At 73.5% G+C, this 17,092-nt stretch carries 16 protein-coding genes and 1 riboswitch; of the genes, 1 reads left to right on the top strand and 15 read right to left on the bottom strand.

What is annotated here, in order from left to right:
* Positions 1–123: 123 nt before the first annotated feature.
* Both Sfr03f_RS09140 and Sfr03f_RS09135 read right to left on the bottom strand, forming a co-directional pair.
* Complete coding sequence (locus Sfr03f_RS09140; RefSeq protein WP_245967471.1) at positions 124–951, bottom strand: SGNH/GDSL hydrolase family protein; 828 nt, start codon at positions 949–951, stop codon at positions 124–126.
* Positions 952–1,115: 164 nt separating this feature from the next.
* Positions 1,116–1,964, bottom strand: coding sequence for a M23 family metallopeptidase (locus tag Sfr03f_RS09135; RefSeq protein WP_108953134.1), 849 nt, complete (start codon positions 1,962–1,964; stop codon positions 1,116–1,118).
* A 4-nt stretch (positions 1,965–1,968) separates the two neighbouring features.
* Positions 1,969–2,133, bottom strand: a riboswitch (cyclic di-AMP (ydaO/yuaA leader).
* Between the two features lie 443 nt (positions 2,134–2,576).
* Here Sfr03f_RS09135 and Sfr03f_RS09130 point away from each other — a divergent pair.
* Entirely contained in the window at positions 2,577–3,374 is a 798-nt protein-coding gene (locus Sfr03f_RS09130) for a tyrosine-protein phosphatase (RefSeq protein ID WP_108953133.1), read from the top strand.
* Positions 3,375–3,452: 78 nt separating this feature from the next.
* Here Sfr03f_RS09130 and Sfr03f_RS09125 read toward each other — a convergent pair whose 3' ends face one another.
* The 13 genes from Sfr03f_RS09125 to Sfr03f_RS09065 all read right to left on the bottom strand — a co-directional run bounded on the left by Sfr03f_RS09125 (position 3,453) and on the right by Sfr03f_RS09065 (position 17,057).
* Entirely contained in the window at positions 3,453–3,611 is a 159-nt protein-coding gene (locus tag Sfr03f_RS09125; protein WP_108953132.1) for a DUF6126 family protein, read from the bottom strand.
* Positions 3,608–4,258, bottom strand: coding sequence for a helix-turn-helix domain-containing protein (locus Sfr03f_RS09120; RefSeq protein WP_108953131.1), 651 nt, complete (start codon positions 4,256–4,258; stop codon positions 3,608–3,610). Before Sfr03f_RS09120 ends, Sfr03f_RS09125 begins: the two co-directional genes overlap by 4 nt.
* Positions 4,259–4,336: 78 nt before the next feature.
* The gene (locus Sfr03f_RS09115) at positions 4,337–5,716 is read right to left on the bottom strand and encodes an aspartate aminotransferase family protein (protein WP_108953130.1); all 1,380 of its coding nucleotides are present in this window, start codon (positions 5,714–5,716) and stop codon (positions 4,337–4,339) included.
* The gene (gene hpnH / locus Sfr03f_RS09110; RefSeq protein ID WP_108953129.1) at positions 5,713–6,783 is read right to left on the bottom strand and encodes an adenosyl-hopene transferase HpnH; all 1,071 of its coding nucleotides are present in this window, start codon (positions 6,781–6,783) and stop codon (positions 5,713–5,715) included. The genes Sfr03f_RS09115 and hpnH overlap by 4 nt, the downstream gene beginning before the upstream one ends.
* Before the next feature lie 6 nt (positions 6,784–6,789).
* A complete protein-coding gene (locus Sfr03f_RS09105; protein ID WP_108953128.1) occupies positions 6,790–7,464 on the bottom strand; it encodes a phosphorylase family protein in 675 nt (224 codons plus the stop codon).
* Positions 7,464–9,470, bottom strand: coding sequence for a squalene--hopene cyclase (gene shc, locus Sfr03f_RS09100; RefSeq protein ID WP_108953127.1), 2,007 nt, complete (start codon positions 9,468–9,470; stop codon positions 7,464–7,466). Before shc ends, Sfr03f_RS09105 begins: the two co-directional genes overlap by 1 nt.
* A gap of 100 nt (positions 9,471–9,570) precedes the next feature.
* Positions 9,571–10,656, bottom strand: coding sequence for a polyprenyl synthetase family protein (locus tag Sfr03f_RS09095; protein WP_372514426.1), 1,086 nt, complete (start codon positions 10,654–10,656; stop codon positions 9,571–9,573).
* A 53-nt stretch (positions 10,657–10,709) separates the two neighbouring features.
* Positions 10,710–12,155: a hydroxysqualene dehydroxylase HpnE gene (gene hpnE, locus Sfr03f_RS09090; protein WP_108953125.1), complete on the bottom strand. Its 1,446-nt coding sequence runs from the start codon at positions 12,153–12,155 to the stop codon at positions 10,710–10,712.
* Between the two features lie 115 nt (positions 12,156–12,270).
* Complete coding sequence (gene hpnD, locus Sfr03f_RS09085; RefSeq protein ID WP_108953124.1) at positions 12,271–13,221, bottom strand: presqualene diphosphate synthase HpnD; 951 nt, start codon at positions 13,219–13,221, stop codon at positions 12,271–12,273.
* Positions 13,218–14,117: a squalene synthase HpnC gene (hpnC, locus tag Sfr03f_RS09080; protein ID WP_108953123.1), complete on the bottom strand. Its 900-nt coding sequence runs from the start codon at positions 14,115–14,117 to the stop codon at positions 13,218–13,220. Before hpnC ends, hpnD begins: the two co-directional genes overlap by 4 nt.
* Before the next feature lie 272 nt (positions 14,118–14,389).
* The gene (locus tag Sfr03f_RS09075) at positions 14,390–15,169 is read right to left on the bottom strand and encodes an ABC transporter ATP-binding protein (RefSeq protein WP_108953122.1); all 780 of its coding nucleotides are present in this window, start codon (positions 15,167–15,169) and stop codon (positions 14,390–14,392) included.
* Positions 15,162–16,091, bottom strand: coding sequence for an ABC transporter permease (locus Sfr03f_RS09070; protein WP_108953121.1), 930 nt, complete (start codon positions 16,089–16,091; stop codon positions 15,162–15,164). Before Sfr03f_RS09070 ends, Sfr03f_RS09075 begins: the two co-directional genes overlap by 8 nt.
* 111 nt (positions 16,092–16,202) lie before the next feature.
* Entirely contained in the window at positions 16,203–17,057 is an 855-nt protein-coding gene (locus Sfr03f_RS09065; RefSeq protein WP_108953559.1) for a glycosyltransferase family 2 protein, read from the bottom strand.
* Positions 17,058–17,092 lie beyond the last annotated feature (35 nt).

The raw sequence follows: 17,092 nt of genomic DNA, 5'->3' as shown, positions 1-17,092 counted from the left end.
ATGTTCCTGGGAACGTCCGCGCGGACGTCCCTGTTCCCCAGGACGCCGGGGCGCCTGCTCGCGTTGCCCGGCGGGCCGCGCCGGGACGGGGCCCGGCCACGGCCACGCCCGGTCTTCTTCGCGTCAGACGGCCCTGGCGAGCCAGGACTTGAGGTCGTCCAGCGCCAACTGACCCTTGGCGACGATCGTGTCGCCCGAGGACTGTCCGCGCAGGCGTCGCCCGATCCACGGCACCAGGTGCTCCCGCGCCCAGTGGACGTCGTCGAGGCGTACCTCCAGCACGCCGCGCTGGGGGCGCGGGGGCCAGGGCTGCTCCGGGTCGGCGGGGACCTCGAGGCCGAGGACCTGTCCGGCCCGCAGGGCCACGCGGGTGTGACCCTCGGCGGAGAGGTGCAGGCGGTCGCTGTCCCAGGCGCGGCGGTCCTGGACGCTGCGCAGGGACCACAGGTCCAGCACCGGGCAGCCGTACCGGTCGGCGACGGCGCGGACGTGCCCGTTGTACGTGGCGATCTTTCCGCGCAGGTGCTTGAGGACGGGGACGCCCCGGGTGTCGAAGCCGGTCGCGACGAGGACGGTCCCGGCCGCGGAGGCGAGCTCCGCGACGGCCTTCTCGAAGCGCTCGGCGACCTCGTCGGGGTCGGTGCCGGGCCGCAGGATGTCGTTGCCGCCCGCGCAGATGGACACCAGGTCCGGGGCGAGGTCGCGGACCTGGGGGACCTGGTCGGCCGCGATCTGGTCGAGGAGTTTCCCGCGCACGGCGAGGTTGGCGTAGCGGAAGTCGCCCTCCGGCCTGCGGTCGGCGAGGAGGACCGCGAGGCGGTCGGCCCAGCCGACGAACGTCCCGTCGGGGCCGGGGTCCCCGACGCCCTCGGTGAAGCTGTCCCCGACGGCCACGTACGACCCGACCGACCCGATCACTGTTCTGCTGTCATTCTTCGAATCGTCTGCCACATCGAGGCATCTTCCTCCTTCGGATGTGAGCTACGCGACCGTAGGGAGGGGTTGACGGCGGGTGATAAACACCACGCGTGAGGGCGGGGACACGCCGAGGGCCGCACCCCCGACAGGGGGTGCGGCCCTCGTTCCGCGCGCAACCGCGAGGTCCCGCAGGGGCGTCAGCCGAGGCTGACCCCGTGCGAGTTGAGGTAGGCCACCGGGTCGACGTCGGAGCCGTAGTCGGGGCTGGTGCGGACCTCGAAGTGCAGGTGCGGGCCGGTCACGTTGCCGGTGGCGCCGGACAGGCCGATCTGCTGGCCGACCGTCACGGTCTGCCCGACGGAGACGGACAGCTGCGACTGGTGGGCGTACTGGGAGTACATTCCGTCGGCGTGCTGGATGACGACCTGGTTGCCGTAGGCGCCGCCGTTGCCGGCGGCGACCACGGTGCCCGCGGCGATCGCCTTGATCGGGGTGCCGGTGGGGATCACGAAGTCGGCGCCGGTGTGGTAGCCGCTGGACCACATGCCGCCGGGCGTGTGGTAGGCGGTGCCCAGGCTCGCGGCGTCCACGGGGGCGGTGTAGCCGCTGGTGGCGGCCGCGTCGGCCACCGTGGTCGTCGGCGCCTCGCTCTTGGGGGCGGCGGCCTTGGCGGGCTTGGCCTTGGCGGGCTTGGCCGCGGCCTTCTTGCCCAGGTCCAGCTTGGTGCCGGGCTTGATCAGGCGCGGGTTGTCGCCGACGACCTCACGGTTGATCTTGTAGAGCTTCTTCCAGCCGCCCGCGACCTTCTTCTTGTCGGCGATCTTCGAGAGGGAGTCGCCCTTCTTGACCGTGTAGGTCTGGCCGGCGGCCTTCTTCGCGGCGGCCGCGACGCCCTGCGGGGCGTTCTGCGGGGCGGCGGCGTGCGCGGTGGCGGAGCCCATCAGGGGCAGGCCGAGCACCATGGCGCCCGTTCCGGCGACGGCGATGGAGCGGGTGAGGCGCTGGACGCCGGTGGGACGGCGGTGCTGCTGACGCTTCGCGGGCATGACGTTGTCCTCTCCGTCGCCTGCGAGGTGAGCTGTCGGGTGCGGGCTGGAGATGCCCGGACGCGCGGTGCGCGGCTTTACCCCAAGCCCGTTCCGGAGACCGGAACAGGCGCGTACCTGTGGGTCCCCCGCTCCTGCCGTACTCGGGTTACTCGGGTGAGTGTGAGAGATCCGGGCGGCGGCAGGATTAGGCGTCCGTCCGGATCGGATGGTGAACGTAAGCGACCGGAGCGCAACCGGACAAGCGCCGGATTTCCACGAAGGTGCATTCTTTGTGATCACTTAAGGGCAAAACGGTCACGGAGAGTCGACAACCCCCCGCAAGTCCCGCCCGAGTGGCCTCAGTTGCACCGCAGGCGCCGACGACGCTCGGTCACCGATATGAGGCTGCTCACCCACCCGCTCCCCACCAGCCCCACGCATCACAAGAGTTGGGCTATCAAGAGACAAATCATCATTGGTACGTTTTGCCCGAAATGCGCAATAAGCGGGTTCCAGGGGCCGCCGCGGCTCCGGGGCGACGGCACCCTCCTTGCCCTGGCGACACGTGTCGTATCGTCGGAGCGCACCCGCCGGATGCCGCGCCGGCGGGGCCTAGTGGGAGGAGCCCCCGTGACGCAGCAGGTCCCGTCGACCGAGCCCCAGCTCGTCGGAGTGCGCAACTTTCGCGACGTGGGCGGGATGCCCACGGCGGACGGCCGCAAGGTGAGGCCCGGGGTCCTGTACCGCAGCGGTCACCTGGCGAGCGCCACGGCCGAGGACGCCGCCTTCCTCGCCTCGCTCAACCTGCGCACCGTCTTCGACTTCCGCAACGAGGCCGACCGGAGCCTGGAGGGCCCCGACGTCACGCTGCCGGGGGTCCAGGAGGTGCGCCTGCCGCTGTCCGACCCGGCCGACGGCGCCGAGTTCTGGCGCCGGGTACGCCGCGGAGGCGTGGACGAGCTGCGGCCGCTGCTGGGCGACGGCCGCGCGGCGCAGCGCATGATCGCCTCCTACCGGCAGACCATCCTCACGCGCACCGAGGAGCACTCCCAGGTGCTTCGCTCCCTGGCCGAGGACGGCGCCCCGGCGCTGATGCACTGCTCGGCCGGCAAGGACCGGGCGGGCCTGTCGATCGCGGTGACGCTGCTGGTGCTGGGCGTGGAGCGGGACGCGATCGCCGAGGACTACCTGAAGTCGGGGGCCGCGCACCGGCGCTACAACCTGCACCGGGGCGGCGAGTCCTCGGACCCCTACACCCCGGAGATCACCGAGCTGCTGAGCCCGCTGTTCGACGCGAGGCCCGAGTACCTGGGGGCCGCGTTCGAGACGATCGAGGAGACCTGGGGCGGGGTCGACGCCTACCTGGCGCGGGGCCTGGGCGTGACCCCGGAGCTGCGGGAGCGGCTGCGCGAGCGGCTCCTCGACTGACGGCGCGAGCGCGAGGGCCCGGGAGCGGATGTCCGCTCCCGGGCCCTCGCGCTGTGCGGGCCGTGCCCGCGCCCCGGCTCAGTTGGCGCGGGCGCCCGCCTCGAAGAGCAGCCAGATGAAGCCGGCGAAGAGGTGGCCGGCCACGATGTAGACGAAGAGGCGGATCCACAGGGCGCGCGGGAACTTGTCCTCGACGTTCCGGCGGTCGGGCACGTTGTTCTTGTCGGGGGTCGTCATGACGTCACTCCGGACGGGGTCGGGTGGCCGCCGGTCGCCTCGGGTCCGAGGCACAGGGCGGCCGTGGGGCTCTGCAGCAGGGTGTGGACGAACAGGAGCTCGGCGCCGTCGGGGCCCTCGGCGGCCAGGCGGTGCGGGGTGAGGGAGTCGAAGTGGGCGCTGTCGCCGGGGCCGAGCGCGTGGGACGTGTCACCCAGGTGGAGGCGGAGACCGCCGGCGAGGACGTGCAGCCATTCCTCACCCGGGTGGACCCGGACCACCTGGTCCTGGGGGCCGCCGCTGTGCGGGATGCGGACCCGCAGGGCCTGCATGGCGCGACCCGGCGCCCCGGCGGGCCAGTAGCTCCATCCGCCGGCCCGGGTCTCCGCGGCGGCGGCCGCCCGCACCACGGCCTCGCGGTCGGGGGTGGTCTCGCCGAGCAGTTCGGAGACGGTGGTGCCGTAGACGCGGGCGAGCCCGAGGAGGACGGGCAGGGACGGCTGGCGGTGGCCGGTCTCCAGGCGGGAGAGGTGGGCCGGTGAGAGGTCGGCGGCCCGGGCGGCGGCCTCGAGCGTGAGGCCGGTCCGGTGCCGGAGTGCGCGGAGCGTCGGAGCTACGCTGGGAAGGTCTCCCGGCCCGGGGCCGGGCGCCTGTGCTGCGGCGGGCATGTCACCATTCAGCCACCGTCTTGCCTCCAAGGCAAATCCTTTGCCTCTGAGGCAAGAGGTGCTGATCGGCGGGGCGGATCAGCGGTTGGCGACCGCCTGGCGCACGAGGTGCCGCCCGAAGTCCCAGACCAGCCCGCCCTCGTGCGCCTCGTCCATCACCGCCGTGAAGGCGGTGACGAAGCGGTCCACCTCCCGTTCGCCGATGATCAGGGGAGGGATCAGCTTGATCACCTCCAGGTGGTCGCCGGACACCTGGGTGAGGATGTGGTGCCGCCGCAGCAGCGGCACGACCACCGTCTGCGCGAAGAGCCCCTTGCGGGCCGCCTGCAGCATCGCCCACCTCCCCCGCAGCCTCAGCGAACGCGGACGGCCGAACTCGATGCCGATCATCAGGCCCCGGCCCCGGACCTCCGCGAGCAGCTCGTAGCGTTCGGTGAGCGCCGCCAGCCGCGACCGCAGCAGGTCCCCGGTGGCCCGGGCACGCTCGACGATCCGGTCGTTCTCCATCACCGAGAGCACGGCGAGTCCCGCGGCCATCGCCTGCGCGTTCGATCCGAAGCTGGCGGAGTGGACCAGCACCCGGTCCATGGAGGAGTACACCTTCTTGAAGATCCAGTCCTTGCCGAGCGTCGCCCCCACCGGCACGTAGCCGCCGGAGAGCGCCTTGGCCACGCACACCAGGTCCGGTTCCACCCCCTCCTCGTGCTGGTAGGCATAGAAGTCGCCGGTGCGCCCGAGCCCGGTCTGCACCTCGTCGGCGATCAGCAGCGCCTTGTGCCGGTGCAGCAGTTGCCGGGCGGCGCGCAGGTAGCCGGGCGGCGCCTCGTGCACGCCCTTGCCCTGGACGGACTCGACGATCAGCGCGGCGACGTCCCCCCGGGCCAGTTCCCGCTCCAGTGCGCCGAGGTCGCCCAGCGGGACGGCGGTGCCCGGCAGCAGCGGCCCGAAGCCGTCCCGGAAGCCCGCCTCCCCGTTGACCGACAGCGAGCCGACCGTCAGGCCGTGGAAGGCGTGGTCGCAGTGCAGGATCCTGGGCCGCCCGGTGGCCCGGCGGGCGAACTTCAGCGCCGTCTCCACCGCCTCGGTGCCGCTGTTGCAGAAGAAGACGCGCTCCAGGTGCGGACTGTGGGCCAGCAGTCGCTCGGCGAGGAGCCCCGGCAGCGGCGGGCAGTCGAAACGGGTGAGGTCGGCGAGCCGGGCGTCGAGGACGTCGTGGAGCGCCTTGCGGACCACCGGGTGGTGGCGGCCGAGGCCCATCACGCCGAACCCGGCGAGCATGTCGAGGTAGTCGTTCCCCTCGCTGTCGAAGAAGTGGGCGCCCTCGGCCCGCTCGTAGAGCCTGTCGAAGCCGAGGGTGCGCAGCATCCTGGGGAGCTGGTGGTTCAGGTGCCGCTCGTGCAGGGCGTACCGCTCCCCCGCGCGGTCGGCCAGCAGCGCCGCCAGGTCGAACTCCGTCACGGGAGTTCCTTCACCGCGGCGGCCGCCACCCGTTCCTGCGGCCGGCCGGCCCGGTTGGTGGCCACCGTCTCCCGCAGGGCCCGCAGCGACTCCTTGAGCGATCCCATGGTGGCCAGCACGGCGGTGGGCTCGTAGCCGCAGTGGGCCATGCAGTTGGCGCAGCGGGGGTCCTTGCCGCGGCCGTACTTGTCCCAGTCGGTCTCCTCGACCAGCTCCCGGTAGGTGGGCACGTAACCGTCGCTCATCAGGTAGCACGGCCGCTGCCAGCCGAAGAGCGAGTAGTTGGGGATCGCCCAGGCGGTGCAGGCGAAGTCGGCGCGGCCCTCCAGGAAGTCCAGGAAGAGCGGCGAGTGGTTGAGCCGCCAGCGGCGGCGGTTGCCGCCGGCGAAGGCCTTGCGGAACAGTTCGCGGGTCTGCTCGACGCCGAGGAAGTGCTCCTGGTCGGGGGCCTTCTCGTAGGCGTAGGCGGGCGAGATCATCATCTCGTCCACCTCCAGCTCGTCGTTGAGGTAGTCGAGGACCTCGACGACGGTCTGCGGGGTGTCGGTGTTGAAGAAGGTGGAGTTGGTGGTGACCCGGAAGCCGCGCCGCTTGGCCTCCTTGACGGCCTCCACGGCCTCGTCGAAGACGCCCTCCTTGGCGACCGAGGCGTCGTGCCGCTCGCGCAGGCCGTCGATGTGGACGGCGAAGGCGAAGTAGCGCGAGGGGGTGAACAGGTCGAGCTTCTTGCGCAGCAGCAGGGCGTTGGTGCAGAGGAAGACGTACTTGCGCCGGGCCACCAGCTGGCGGACGATCTCGTGGATCTGGGGGTGCATCAGCGGCTCGCCGCCGGCGATGGAGACCATGGGCGCGCCGGACTCGACGACCGCGCCGACGGCCTGGGCGACCGGCATGCGCTGCTTGAGGACGCCGGCGGGGTGCTGGATCTTGCCGCACCCCTCGCACGCGAGGTTGCAGGCGAAGAGCGGCTCGAGTTCCACGATGAGCGGGAACTTGTCCCGGCGGCGGAGCTTCTGTCGGGCCAGATAAGTAGCGACCGTGACGGACTGGCGCAGCGGCATGGCCATCTGGGCTCACCTCTCGGGGGGCGGCAGGGAACGGTGCCATTCGAAGAACGCGGGGAGTACGCGACGAAGGACATGGAACGCCGTTATTCCACCCCGAACCGTCCCGATTCGTACAAGTTCGTGCTCCGGGGCGTCAACGACCACCCGGACGGCGGCAACCGGACGGGTTCCGGCGCCGACGGCGGCGAGCAGGGTGGCGGCGGACTCCATGTCGGCGGCGACGGCCCCGCCGCGCCGCAGCGCCGTCCGCTCCGCGCCGCGGACCACGTGGTCGGTCCCGGCGAGGACCCCGGTGTGGACGGTGCGGCCCGGCAGGGCCCGGGTGAGTTCCTTCACCAGCGTTCCGGCGCCGGCGCACCGCACGTGGCCCTGGGCGTCCCGGGCCTCCTCGGCGACCACCAGGTCGCCGGGGTGCATGCCGGGGGCGAGTCCGGCGCAGAAGCCGGTGGCGAGGACCGCCGCGTCCCGCAGCGCCTCCCCGGCCAGGGCGAGGGTCAGGGAGCGCCGGGCCGCGGCGGCGCCCATGCCGGTGCGCAGCACGGTGACGGGTCCGCCCGGCCCGCCCGCGCGGCCGGCGCCGCGGGCCCCGGCGCGCAGGGCGAGCTGCTCGATGCCGAGCGCGCAGGCCACCAGCAGCGGGGCGGGCGCGGACGGGTCCGGCGGCCCGGCCGGGGTGCTCATCACCGGGCCTTCGCGGCGAACGGTTCCCCGTGGAGGTACCGGCCGAGGGCGGTGAGCGGGAACACCTGCCGGTAGAGGTGGTAGTTGATGGAGAAGTCCCAGGGGAAGCCGGTGCCGGTGAACTGGGGCTCGTCCCAGGTGCCGTCCTCGCGCTGGGTGGCGGCCAGCCAGGCGACACCCCGTTCGACGGCGGCGGTCTCCCGCTCCCCCGCGGCCAGCAGTGCCATCAGCGCCCAGGCGGTCTGCGAGGCGGTGGAGTCGCCGCGGCCCGCCCATCCCGCCTCCCGGTAGGAGCGCAGGTCCTCGCCCCAGCCGCCGTCGGCGTTCTGCACGCGGTGCAGCCAGGCGACCGCGCGGCGGATCGCGGGGTGCCCGGCCGGCAGCCCGGCGGCGACCAGTGCCGGCACCACGGAGCCCGTGCCGTAGAGGTAGTTGACGCCCCAGCGGCCGAACCAGCTGCCGTCCGGCTCCTGTTCGCGCAGCAGCCAGTCGATGCCGCGCCGGGTGCGAGGGTCGTCGGCGAGGCCCTCGACGGCGAGCATCTCCACCACGTGGGCGGTGACGTCGGCGGACGGCGGGTCGATCACCTCGCCGAAGTCGCAGAACGGCAGCCGGTTGGGCAGCGCGCTGGTGTTGTCCACGTCGAAGGCGCCCCAGCCGCCGCCGGCGGACTGCATGCCGAGGTTCCACCGCACCCCGCGGGCGACGGCGTGTTCCACCCGCTCCGGGTCGTGGTGGCGGACCCGGCGCAGCGCGAGGACGACCTCGGCGGTGTCGTCCATGTCCGGGTAGTTGTCGTTGTGGAACTCGAAGGCCCAGCCGCCCGGCGGGAGTCCGGGTCTGCGCACGGACCAGTCACCGGGCCTGACGACCTGCTCGCCGAGCATCCAGTCGGCGGCCCTGACCAGGCCGGGGTGGTCGGCGGGCAGCCCCGCGTCGGCCAGCGCGATGACGGCGAGGCAGGTGTCCCAGACGGGAGACTGGCAGGCCTCGACCATCCGGGCGCCGTTGTCGCGCCGTACCGCGAAGCGGTCGAGGGCCTCGATGCCGGCGCGCATCACCGGGTGGCCGAGGTCGTAGCCGAGCAGGTGGAGGGCGATCAGCGAGTAGACGTGCGGGGGCTGGATGCCGCCCCAGCAGCCGTCGTTCTCCTGCCGTTCGACGATCCAGCGGCCGGCCGCGTTCATCGCGGCGCGGCGCAGCGGCCGCGGTGCGGCGGTGCGGTAGCGGCGCAGCGCGTCGTCCAGCCGCTGGAAGACGCCGTCCCAGCTGGCGAGCGGGGCGTGCGGCCGGGGCGGGTTCGGCTCCGCGGGGTCGGTGTGCAGCTCGTCGAGGGCGAACGGGGCCGGTCGCACCGGCCGCTCGGCCGAGACGACGGTGAGCGGCACGATGGTCTGCCGGGCCCAGCAGCCGAAGTCGTAGATGTTGAGCGGGAACCACTTCGGCAGGAAGATCAGCTCGGGCGGCAGCTCGGGCAGGTCCCGCCACGGCCACCAGCCGAAGAGCGCGAGCCAGATGCGGGTGAAGACGCGGGTGGCGGCGATGCCGCCCTGTTCGCGGACCCAGGCGGCGGCCCGGGCCATGTGGGGCGCGTCGGGCGCGTCGCCCGCCAGCCGGAGGGCGACGTAGGCCTCGACGGTGGCGGAGAGGTCGCCGGGCCCTCCGTGGAAGGTGTCCCAGGCGCCGTCCTCGCGCTGCTTGCCGCGGACGTACAGGGCGGCGGCACGGGCGGTGTCCTCGTCGAGGATGCCGAGGAACTGACGCAGCAGCAGGTCCTCGGCGTCCATGGTGACGTTGGTCTCCAGGTCGCCCTTCCACCAGCCCTCGGCGTCCTGGGTGGCCAGCAGGTGGTCGGCGGCCCGCCGGGCGGCGAGCGCCGCTGCCTCCCGTGGGCCGGCCGGTCCGTCCCCGGGGGGACGGACGGCGTGGTCGGCCGGGAGCGTTCCGGCCGCCGGGTCTGCGCGTGAGGGCAGCGCGCCGGTGCTTCCGTCGGTTGTCGCGGTCATGGCTTCCCCTTCCTGCAGTGGTGTGGCTGCTGCGGGTCCGCCGTCGGCCGGCTCCCGGGGGAAGCCGCCGGCGACTACGCGATGCGAGGACCTTCCGGGATCATCTCGTGCGAACCACCACGAAGTCGGCGAGCGCCACGAACTGTTCCCGCACCCGGGTGGGCATCCGCACCTCGTCGAGCGCCCGGACGGCGATGGCGTGCTGGCGGCGGGCCTCGTCGGCGGTCCAGGTGCGGCCGCCGGCCTCCTCGATGAGGGCGGCGCGGGAGGCGAACTCCTCCTCGGAGAAGTCCTCAAAGTCGGCGGGGCGCAGGTCGGCGGTCTTCGCGTCGGCGGCGAGGATCGCCCCCAGCTTCTCGGAGGCGGGACCGCCGGCGGCGAGGGCCGCCACCACCGGCAGGGACTTCTTGCGCTGGCGCAGGTCGCTCCAGGTCTGCTTGCCGGTGGACTCCGGGTCGCCCCAGATGCCGAGCAGGTCGTCGACGGCCTGGAAGGCGAGGCCGAGGTGGTAGCCGTAGCGCTCGAGGGCGTCGGCGGTGCGGTCGTCGGCGCCGCCGAGGACGGCGCCGATGGAGCAGGCGCAGGCGAGCAGGGCGCCGGTCTTGTTGCCCTCCATCTCCAGGCACTCGTCGACGGTGACCCGCTCGCGGTGCTCGTAGGAGATGTCCTGGGCCTGACCGTCGATCAGGGCGCGGCTGGCGGTGGTGAGCCGGCGGGTGGCGCGGCCGGCCTCGACGGTGCCGAGCTCCAGCAGAACCTCATTGGCGAGGGCGAACAGCGCGTCGCCGACCAGGATGGCCTGGGCGGGGCCGTGCACCTTCCACACGGTGTCGCGGTGGCGGCGCTGCTCGTCGCCGTCCATCAGGTCGTCGTGCAGCAGCGAGAAGTTGTGGACCAGCTCCACGGCGACGGCTCCGGGGACGCCGACCTCGGGGTCGGCGCCGGCGGCCTCCGCGGACATCACCGCGAGCGCGGGGCGCACCGCCTTGCCGCCGTCGCCGGCGGCCTGGTTGCCCGCGGCGTCGATCCAGCCGAAGTGGTAGGCGGCGACGGTGTCCATCGGCGGCGCGAGACGCTCCACGGCGGCCCTGAGCACCGGTGTGGCCAGCGTCCGGCCGCGCTCCAGCAGCGCGGTCACGTTCACCGCGTCGGCGGCCTTCTCGGCCGGGGGCACAGTGGGCACGATCTCTCCTCGTGGGGTGACAGGGTTGGGGGGAGCGCCTTCGGCGGCGCGGGCGCTCACGCGGCGCCGCCCGGGAGGGTCCCGGCGGGCGCCGGGTCGGGTGCGAAGGCGTGGCGGACGAGGCGGGCGCGGCCCAGGGAGGCCAGGGCGGCGTCGGCCGCGCTCACACCGCTGCGCACCGCGCCCTCCATGGTGGCGGGCCAGCCGGTCGCGGTCCACGCTCCGGCCAGGCTGAGGCCGGGCAGCCGGGTGCGCGCCCCGGGCCGCAGTCGCCCGACGCCGGGGGCGGGGGCGAAGGTGGCGGTGCGTTCCCGGGTGACGAAGAAGTCCCGCACCCGGGCGCCGCGGGTGAGCGGCAGCAGTTCCTCCAGCTCCGGCAGGTACCGGGCGCGCAGGTCGGCGACGGGCGCGTCGATGTCCTCGTCGGCCGCGGACTGGGAGAGCGCCAGGTACTGCCCCTCGGTGAGCCCGGAGGCCTCGGTGCGGTCGAACACCCACTGGATCGGGGTGCCGAGCGCGGCCACGAAGGGCGCGTCGAGGACCTTGCGGTCGTAGACGACGTGCACGTTGAGGATGGGCGAGTGCCCGATCTCCAGGAGCCGTCCCGCGTCCTCGAGGGCGCCGCCGGGCAGCAGGCCGTGGGTCTCGCGGGGCGGTACGGCGAGGACGACGGCGTCGGCCTCGATCGTCCGCGCGCCCCCCGCGCCCTCGGCGAGGGCGACCTGCCAGCGGCCGTCCTCCCGGCGCGCCAGGCCGGTCGCCCGGGCCCGGGTGAGGACCTGGACTCCCGCGGCCTCCAGTGCGCGGCGGGCCAGGGTGTCGTGGAGCTCACCGAGCGGAACCCGGGCCCACCCGATGTCGGAGGCGCCCGCCTCGGAGAGCAGTCCGGTGCGCAGCACCATGGCGGCCAGGGCCAGCGAGACGTCGTCGGCGCGGGCGTTGAGGGTGGCGACGCCGATCAGGTCCCACAGCGCCCGGACGGCGCGCGGCGACTGCCCGTGCTCGGCCAGCCAGCCGCCGAAGTCGCGTGCGTCCAGGGCCGGGTCGGCCGGGTCGAGCCGGTACAGCGCGGCGGCCGCGCGGCCCACCCGGGCGCGGTCGGCGAGGGAGAGGTGGGGGTAGGCGGTGAGGCTGCGGCCCAGGTGCAGCGGCACCGGCAGCGCGTCGCGCCGCAGGCGCCCCAGCCGCCGGCCCGGTGGCCGGGCGACGTCGAGGACGGGCACGTCGAGACGTTCCTGCAGCGGCGCGAGGGCGGCGCCCCCGACGCGGTCGAGGAACCAGCGGTAGGCGGTGCAGCAGCGCAGGTACACGTGCTGTCCGTTGTCCACGGTCAGCTCGCCCCTGCGGAAGGAGAAGGCGAGGCCGCCGAGCCGGGGGCGGCCCTCCAGCAGGGTGACGCGGACCCCGCTGTCGGCGAGGGACAGCGCGGCGGTGACGCCGGCCAGCCCTCCGCCCACGACGACGGCGTCGCCCGCGGCGCGGGCCGTGGCGGTGCGGGTCATCGCGTCCCCTTCCCTGGTGGCCGGCCGGTTCGCGGCAGGCGGCCGGGGCGGCCCGGCGCGTGCGTGTCCGCGCAGGGCGCGGCGGCGCCGGTGCGCCCGTGTTCCGGGGCCCCCATCAGGAAGGCCTCCTGGCGTCGCGCCGGGTGACGGTGCGTGCGTCGAGACCGGACAGGCCGCGCACGGCGACGTACGCCTTCTCCCGGCCGGGCAGCGAGACCCGGCCGCGCAGCACGGCGTGCGGGTCGCGTTCGATGCGGTCCAGCAGCCGCCGGTAGATGCCCGCCATGGCGGCGACGCAGGCGCCGCTGCGCCGGTCCAGCATGGGCAGCAGCCGGTAGCCCTCCGCGAACAGGGCGCGCGCCCGGCGGACCTCGAAGTGGACCAGTCCGGCGAAGTCGGAGCCGGCCGGCGGGGTCGGGCCGTCGAATCCGCCGGTGCAGCCGAACTTCGCCAGGTCCTCGGCGGGGAGGTAGACGCGCCCGTTCCCGGCGTCCTCGCGGACGTCGCGCAGGATGTTGGTGAGCTGGAGCGCGAGACCCAGGGTGTCGGCGTACTCGGGCGCGCGTTCGGCGTCGCGCGCCCCCGGGTCGGCGCCGAACACCCCGAGGGAGAGGCGGCCGATCGCCCCCGCCACGCAGCGGCAGTACAGGGCGAGGTCGTCCCAGGTCTCGTAGGTCGCGCCGTGGACGTCCATCACCACGCCGTCGATCAGCTCGTCCAGGCCGTCCAGCGGTATCGGGAAGACCCGCGCCGCGTGCGCCAGGGCCACCGCCACCGGGTCCGTCTCGTAGGCGTCGATCTCGCCGTCGCGGACCCGGCCGAGCAGCGCCCGGGTCTCCTTCAGCCTGAGCGCCTTCACCTCGTCCGGCAGGTCGCCGTCGCCGATGTCGTCCACCCGCCGGGAGAAGGCGTACAGGGCCGACATGGCACGGCGTTTGGCCTCGGGCAGCAGCCGGATGCCGTAGGCGAAGTTGCGCGCCTGTTGTCCGGTGACGGTCTCGCAGTAGCTGTAGGCGGCGAGCACCGGCGCGGACACGTCCTGTTCCAGGTCCACGGACGGGGTCACCTCTCTCCTCGCAGGATCACGCCCGCCTCGCGCAGCAGGCGGAGCTTGCCGGGCTTCGGCGGACCGGGCAGCACGTCGAACCCGGCGGCGGCGACGGCGGCCAGCGCCGCCCGGCCGCCGGCGACGAAACCGGCCAGCAGCAGGCGCAGGCGTCCGGAGACGCTCGCCACCAGGGGGCCGCCCTCGTCGAGCAGCGTCCGCGCGCGCTCCGCCTCGAAGGCGATCAGCGCGCGCACGGAGGCGCCGGCGGTGGGGGCGGCCAGGGCGGCCTCGTCGACGTGGAAACGCTTCATGTCCTGCGACGGCAGGTAGATCCGGCCCCGTTCCAGGTCCTCCCGGACGTCCTGGAGGTGTTCGACGACCTGGAGCGCGGTGCACACCGCGTCGGAGCGGCGGATCCGTTCGGGGGTGGCGGTGCCGGTGACCGCGAGCACCAGGCGGCCCACCGGGTTGGCCGACAGTTCGCAGTAGGCGAGCAGGTCGTCCCAGGTCTCGTACCGGGTGACCTGCTGGTCCTGCCGGTTGGCGGCGATCAGGCCGAGGAACGGCTCGGGGGTGAGGCCGGTGCGGCGCACCGTGGGCGCGAGGGCCGTGATCAGCGGATGGCGCGGACCCTGGCCGCCGAACAGGCGGTCCAGGTCGGCCTCCAGGGCGTCGAGCAGCAGGAGCCGGTCGTCCGCGTCCGCCGGGGCGGCGCCGAGCAGCCGGGCGTCCTCGCCGCCGGGGGCGAGATCGCCGTCGCCGATGTCGTCGACCAGACGGGCGAAGCCGTAGACGGCCATCAGGTCCTCACGCCAGGCGCGGGGCAGGAAGAACGGCGCCACCGGGAAGTTCTCGTCGGCCGCCTTGACGAGGGTGCCGTCCCCGGCACACGGCGCCGCCGCTCGCCTCACCACGCGCGGCCCTGGACGGGGACGGCGGACCCTACGGGTCGGGAAACTTCCGTAGCCATTGCCGTCATGTCTCCCGTTCTACACTGTGGACCTAAATCGCACTATTTCGGACACGCCGTGCGCAGGGCGAGGCGTTCGAGTGCGAGATATACGCCGTTTCGTCACCGCTTGCCGTGATTGCGGCGTCGCCCCAGCCTACGTGGCGCGTCGGCGCGCGCACGCAGGGGGGTCACCCACGGTCACCGTCACCCCGGGGCTCATGCCGCACGCAGGCGTCACTTGGCGGTGAACTTCTCGTACTCCTTGAGGACCTCTTCGGTGGGTCCGTCCATCCGCAGCTCGCCGTGCTCCAGCCACAGGACGCGGTCGCAGGTGTCGCGGATCGACTTGTTGTTGTGGCTCACCAGGAAGACGGTGCCGGCCTGCTGGCGCAGCTCGCGGATGCGCGCCTCGGAGCGCCTCTGGAACTTCTTGTCGCCGGTGGCCAGCGCCTCGTCGATCATCAGCACGTCGTGGTCCTTGGCCGCGGCGATGGAGAACCGCAGCCGCGCCGCCATGCCGGAGGAGTAGGTCCGCATGGGCAGGCTGATGAAGTCGCCCTTCTCGTTGATGCCGGAGAAGTCGACGATCTCCTGGTAGCGCTCGCGGATCTGCTCGCGCGACATCCCCATCGCGAGACCGCCGAGTATCACGTTGCGCTCGCCGGTCAGGTCGTTCATCAGGGCCGCGTTGACGCCGAGCAGGGAGGGCTGGCCGTTGGTGTACACCCGGCCGCGCTCGGCCGGCAGCAGGCCGGCGATGGCCCGCAGCAGGGTGGACTTGCCGGAGCCGTTGGAGCCGATGAGGCCGATGGCCTCGCCCTTGTAGGCGGTGAAGGAGACGCCGCGCACCGCGTGCACCTCGCGCACGCCGCGCTCCTCGCCCCGGCGCACGATGCGCGAGAGCGCGGCGGTGGCGCTGCCCTTGCCCTTGCGGGCGCCGTTGACCCTGTAGACGATGTGCAGTCCGTCCGCGATCACGGTGGGGACGCGGGCGTCCTCGCGCTGCTCAGCCACGGCCGTACCTCTCCTCCGCCTTCCAGAAGTACACGAACCCGCCGGCCAGGATCAGCACGGCCCAGCCCAGCGCCACCGCCCACACGTGCGGCGGGAGGTTCTCCGAGCCGTAGCCGTCGATCAGCGCGAAACGGATCAGATCCATGTAGACGGCGGCCGGGTTCCACTGCAGGACGTCCGCGATCCACTGCGGCCTGCCCTCGAGCATGGCCGGGATGGAGAACATCACGCCGGAGGCGTACATCCACGTCCGGGTGACGAACGGCATGAGCTGGGCGAGGTCGGGGGTGTGCGCCCCGGCCCGCGCCATGATCAGGGCGAGGCCGGTGTTGAAGGCGAACTGGAGCGCCAGCGCGGGCAGGATCAGCAGCCAGGACAGCGAGGGCCGGCTGCCGAAGACCATGACCACCACGAACAGCACGATCATCGAGACCAGCAGCTGCTGCAGCTGCTGCAGGGCGAAGGAGACGGGCAGCGAGGCGCGCGGGAAGTGCAGGGCGCGCACCAGGCCCAGGTTGCCGGAGATCGCCCGGACGCCGGACATCACCGACGTCTGGGTGAAGGTGAACACGAACACGCCGGTCACCAGGAACGGGATGTACACGTCCTTGGGCAGGCCGCGGCCCGCGTCCAGGATGAGCCCGAAGATCAGGTAGTAGACCAGCGCGTTCAGCAGCGGCGTCACCACCTGCCAGAGCTGGCCGAGCTTGGCCTGGCTGTACTGCGCGGCCAGCTTGGCCCGGGAGAAGGCCACGATGAAGTGACGGCGGTTCCACAGCTGACGCACGTACGCCGGAAGGGAGGGCCGCGCGCCGCTCACGGTCAGGCCGTACTTGGCGGCGAGCTCCGCCGCCGTCAGGCCGTCGTCGGGCGACGGGCGCGGACCGACCGCGACCGGGCCGTCATGCGTTGACTCACTCACTGCTCGAACTCTCGCTGTCTCGATGGATACGGCGTCTGGACGGGCACGGCGTCCCGGCGGTGGGAGGCGGGCACGGGCCGAGGCCCCGGCCCGCCCGCTGCGACGAGCTTCTCAGATGACCGGAGGGCGGCCCAGCCGGGTCAGCCGCCACACGGTGCGCCACCGCATCGGACGGCGAGGACCGCACGCGGTGGTCCAGCCCTCCTTGAAGCCGCCCAGCCACGCCTTGAGCGCGGCCCGGTCACGGGTGCGCAGCAAGGTGAGCGCCGTCCAGACCCCCAGGTAGACCGGGACGAGGAGGGCGGGCAGGTTGCGGCGGGCGAGCCACACCCGGTTGCGCGCCACCATCCGGTGGTAGACCGCGTGCCGGGAGGGGGCCGTGGTGGGGTGGTACAGGACCATGTCGGCCCGGTAGTCGATCATCCAGCCGGCGTCCAGGGCGCGCCAGGCGAGGTCGGTCTCCTCGTGGGCGTAGAAGAAGTCGCCGGGCAGCGCGCCCACCTGGGCCATGACCTCGGTGCGCACCGCGTTGGCGCCGCCCAGGAAGGTGGTGACCCGCGACGAGCGCATCGGGTCGGAGGCGCGCAGCCGCGGGACGTGCCGGCGTTGGGTCGCCCCGGTGTCCGGGTCGGCGATCCGGAAGCTGATGATGCCCAGGCGCGGGTCGGCCTCGAAGGCCCGGCGGCACAGCTCGGCGGTGTCGGTGCGGGCGAGCAGGCCGTCGTCGTCCAGGAAGAGCATGATGTCGACGTCGTAGCCGTCGGCCCCCTCGGAGCGGAAGGCCTCGATGCCGACGTTGCGTCCGCCGGGGATGCCCAGGTTCTCGGGCAGCTCGACGGTCCGCACGCCGGCGGGGACCTCGGGCACGGGAGCTCCGTTGCCCACCACGACGACCTCGACCGGGTCGCCCTCCTGGCGGGCCACCGAGTCGAGCAGCGCCCGCAGCTCGGCCGGGCGGTTGCCCATGGTGATGATCACCGCGCCCACCTTGGCGGGCCGGC

This window comes from Streptomyces fragilis (genome assembly GCF_003112515.1).
GTDB lineage: Bacteria > Actinomycetota > Actinomycetes > Streptomycetales > Streptomycetaceae > Streptomyces > Streptomyces fragilis.
Note: the sequence above shows the minus strand (reverse complement) of the source record. Positions and strands in the feature narration are given on the sequence as shown.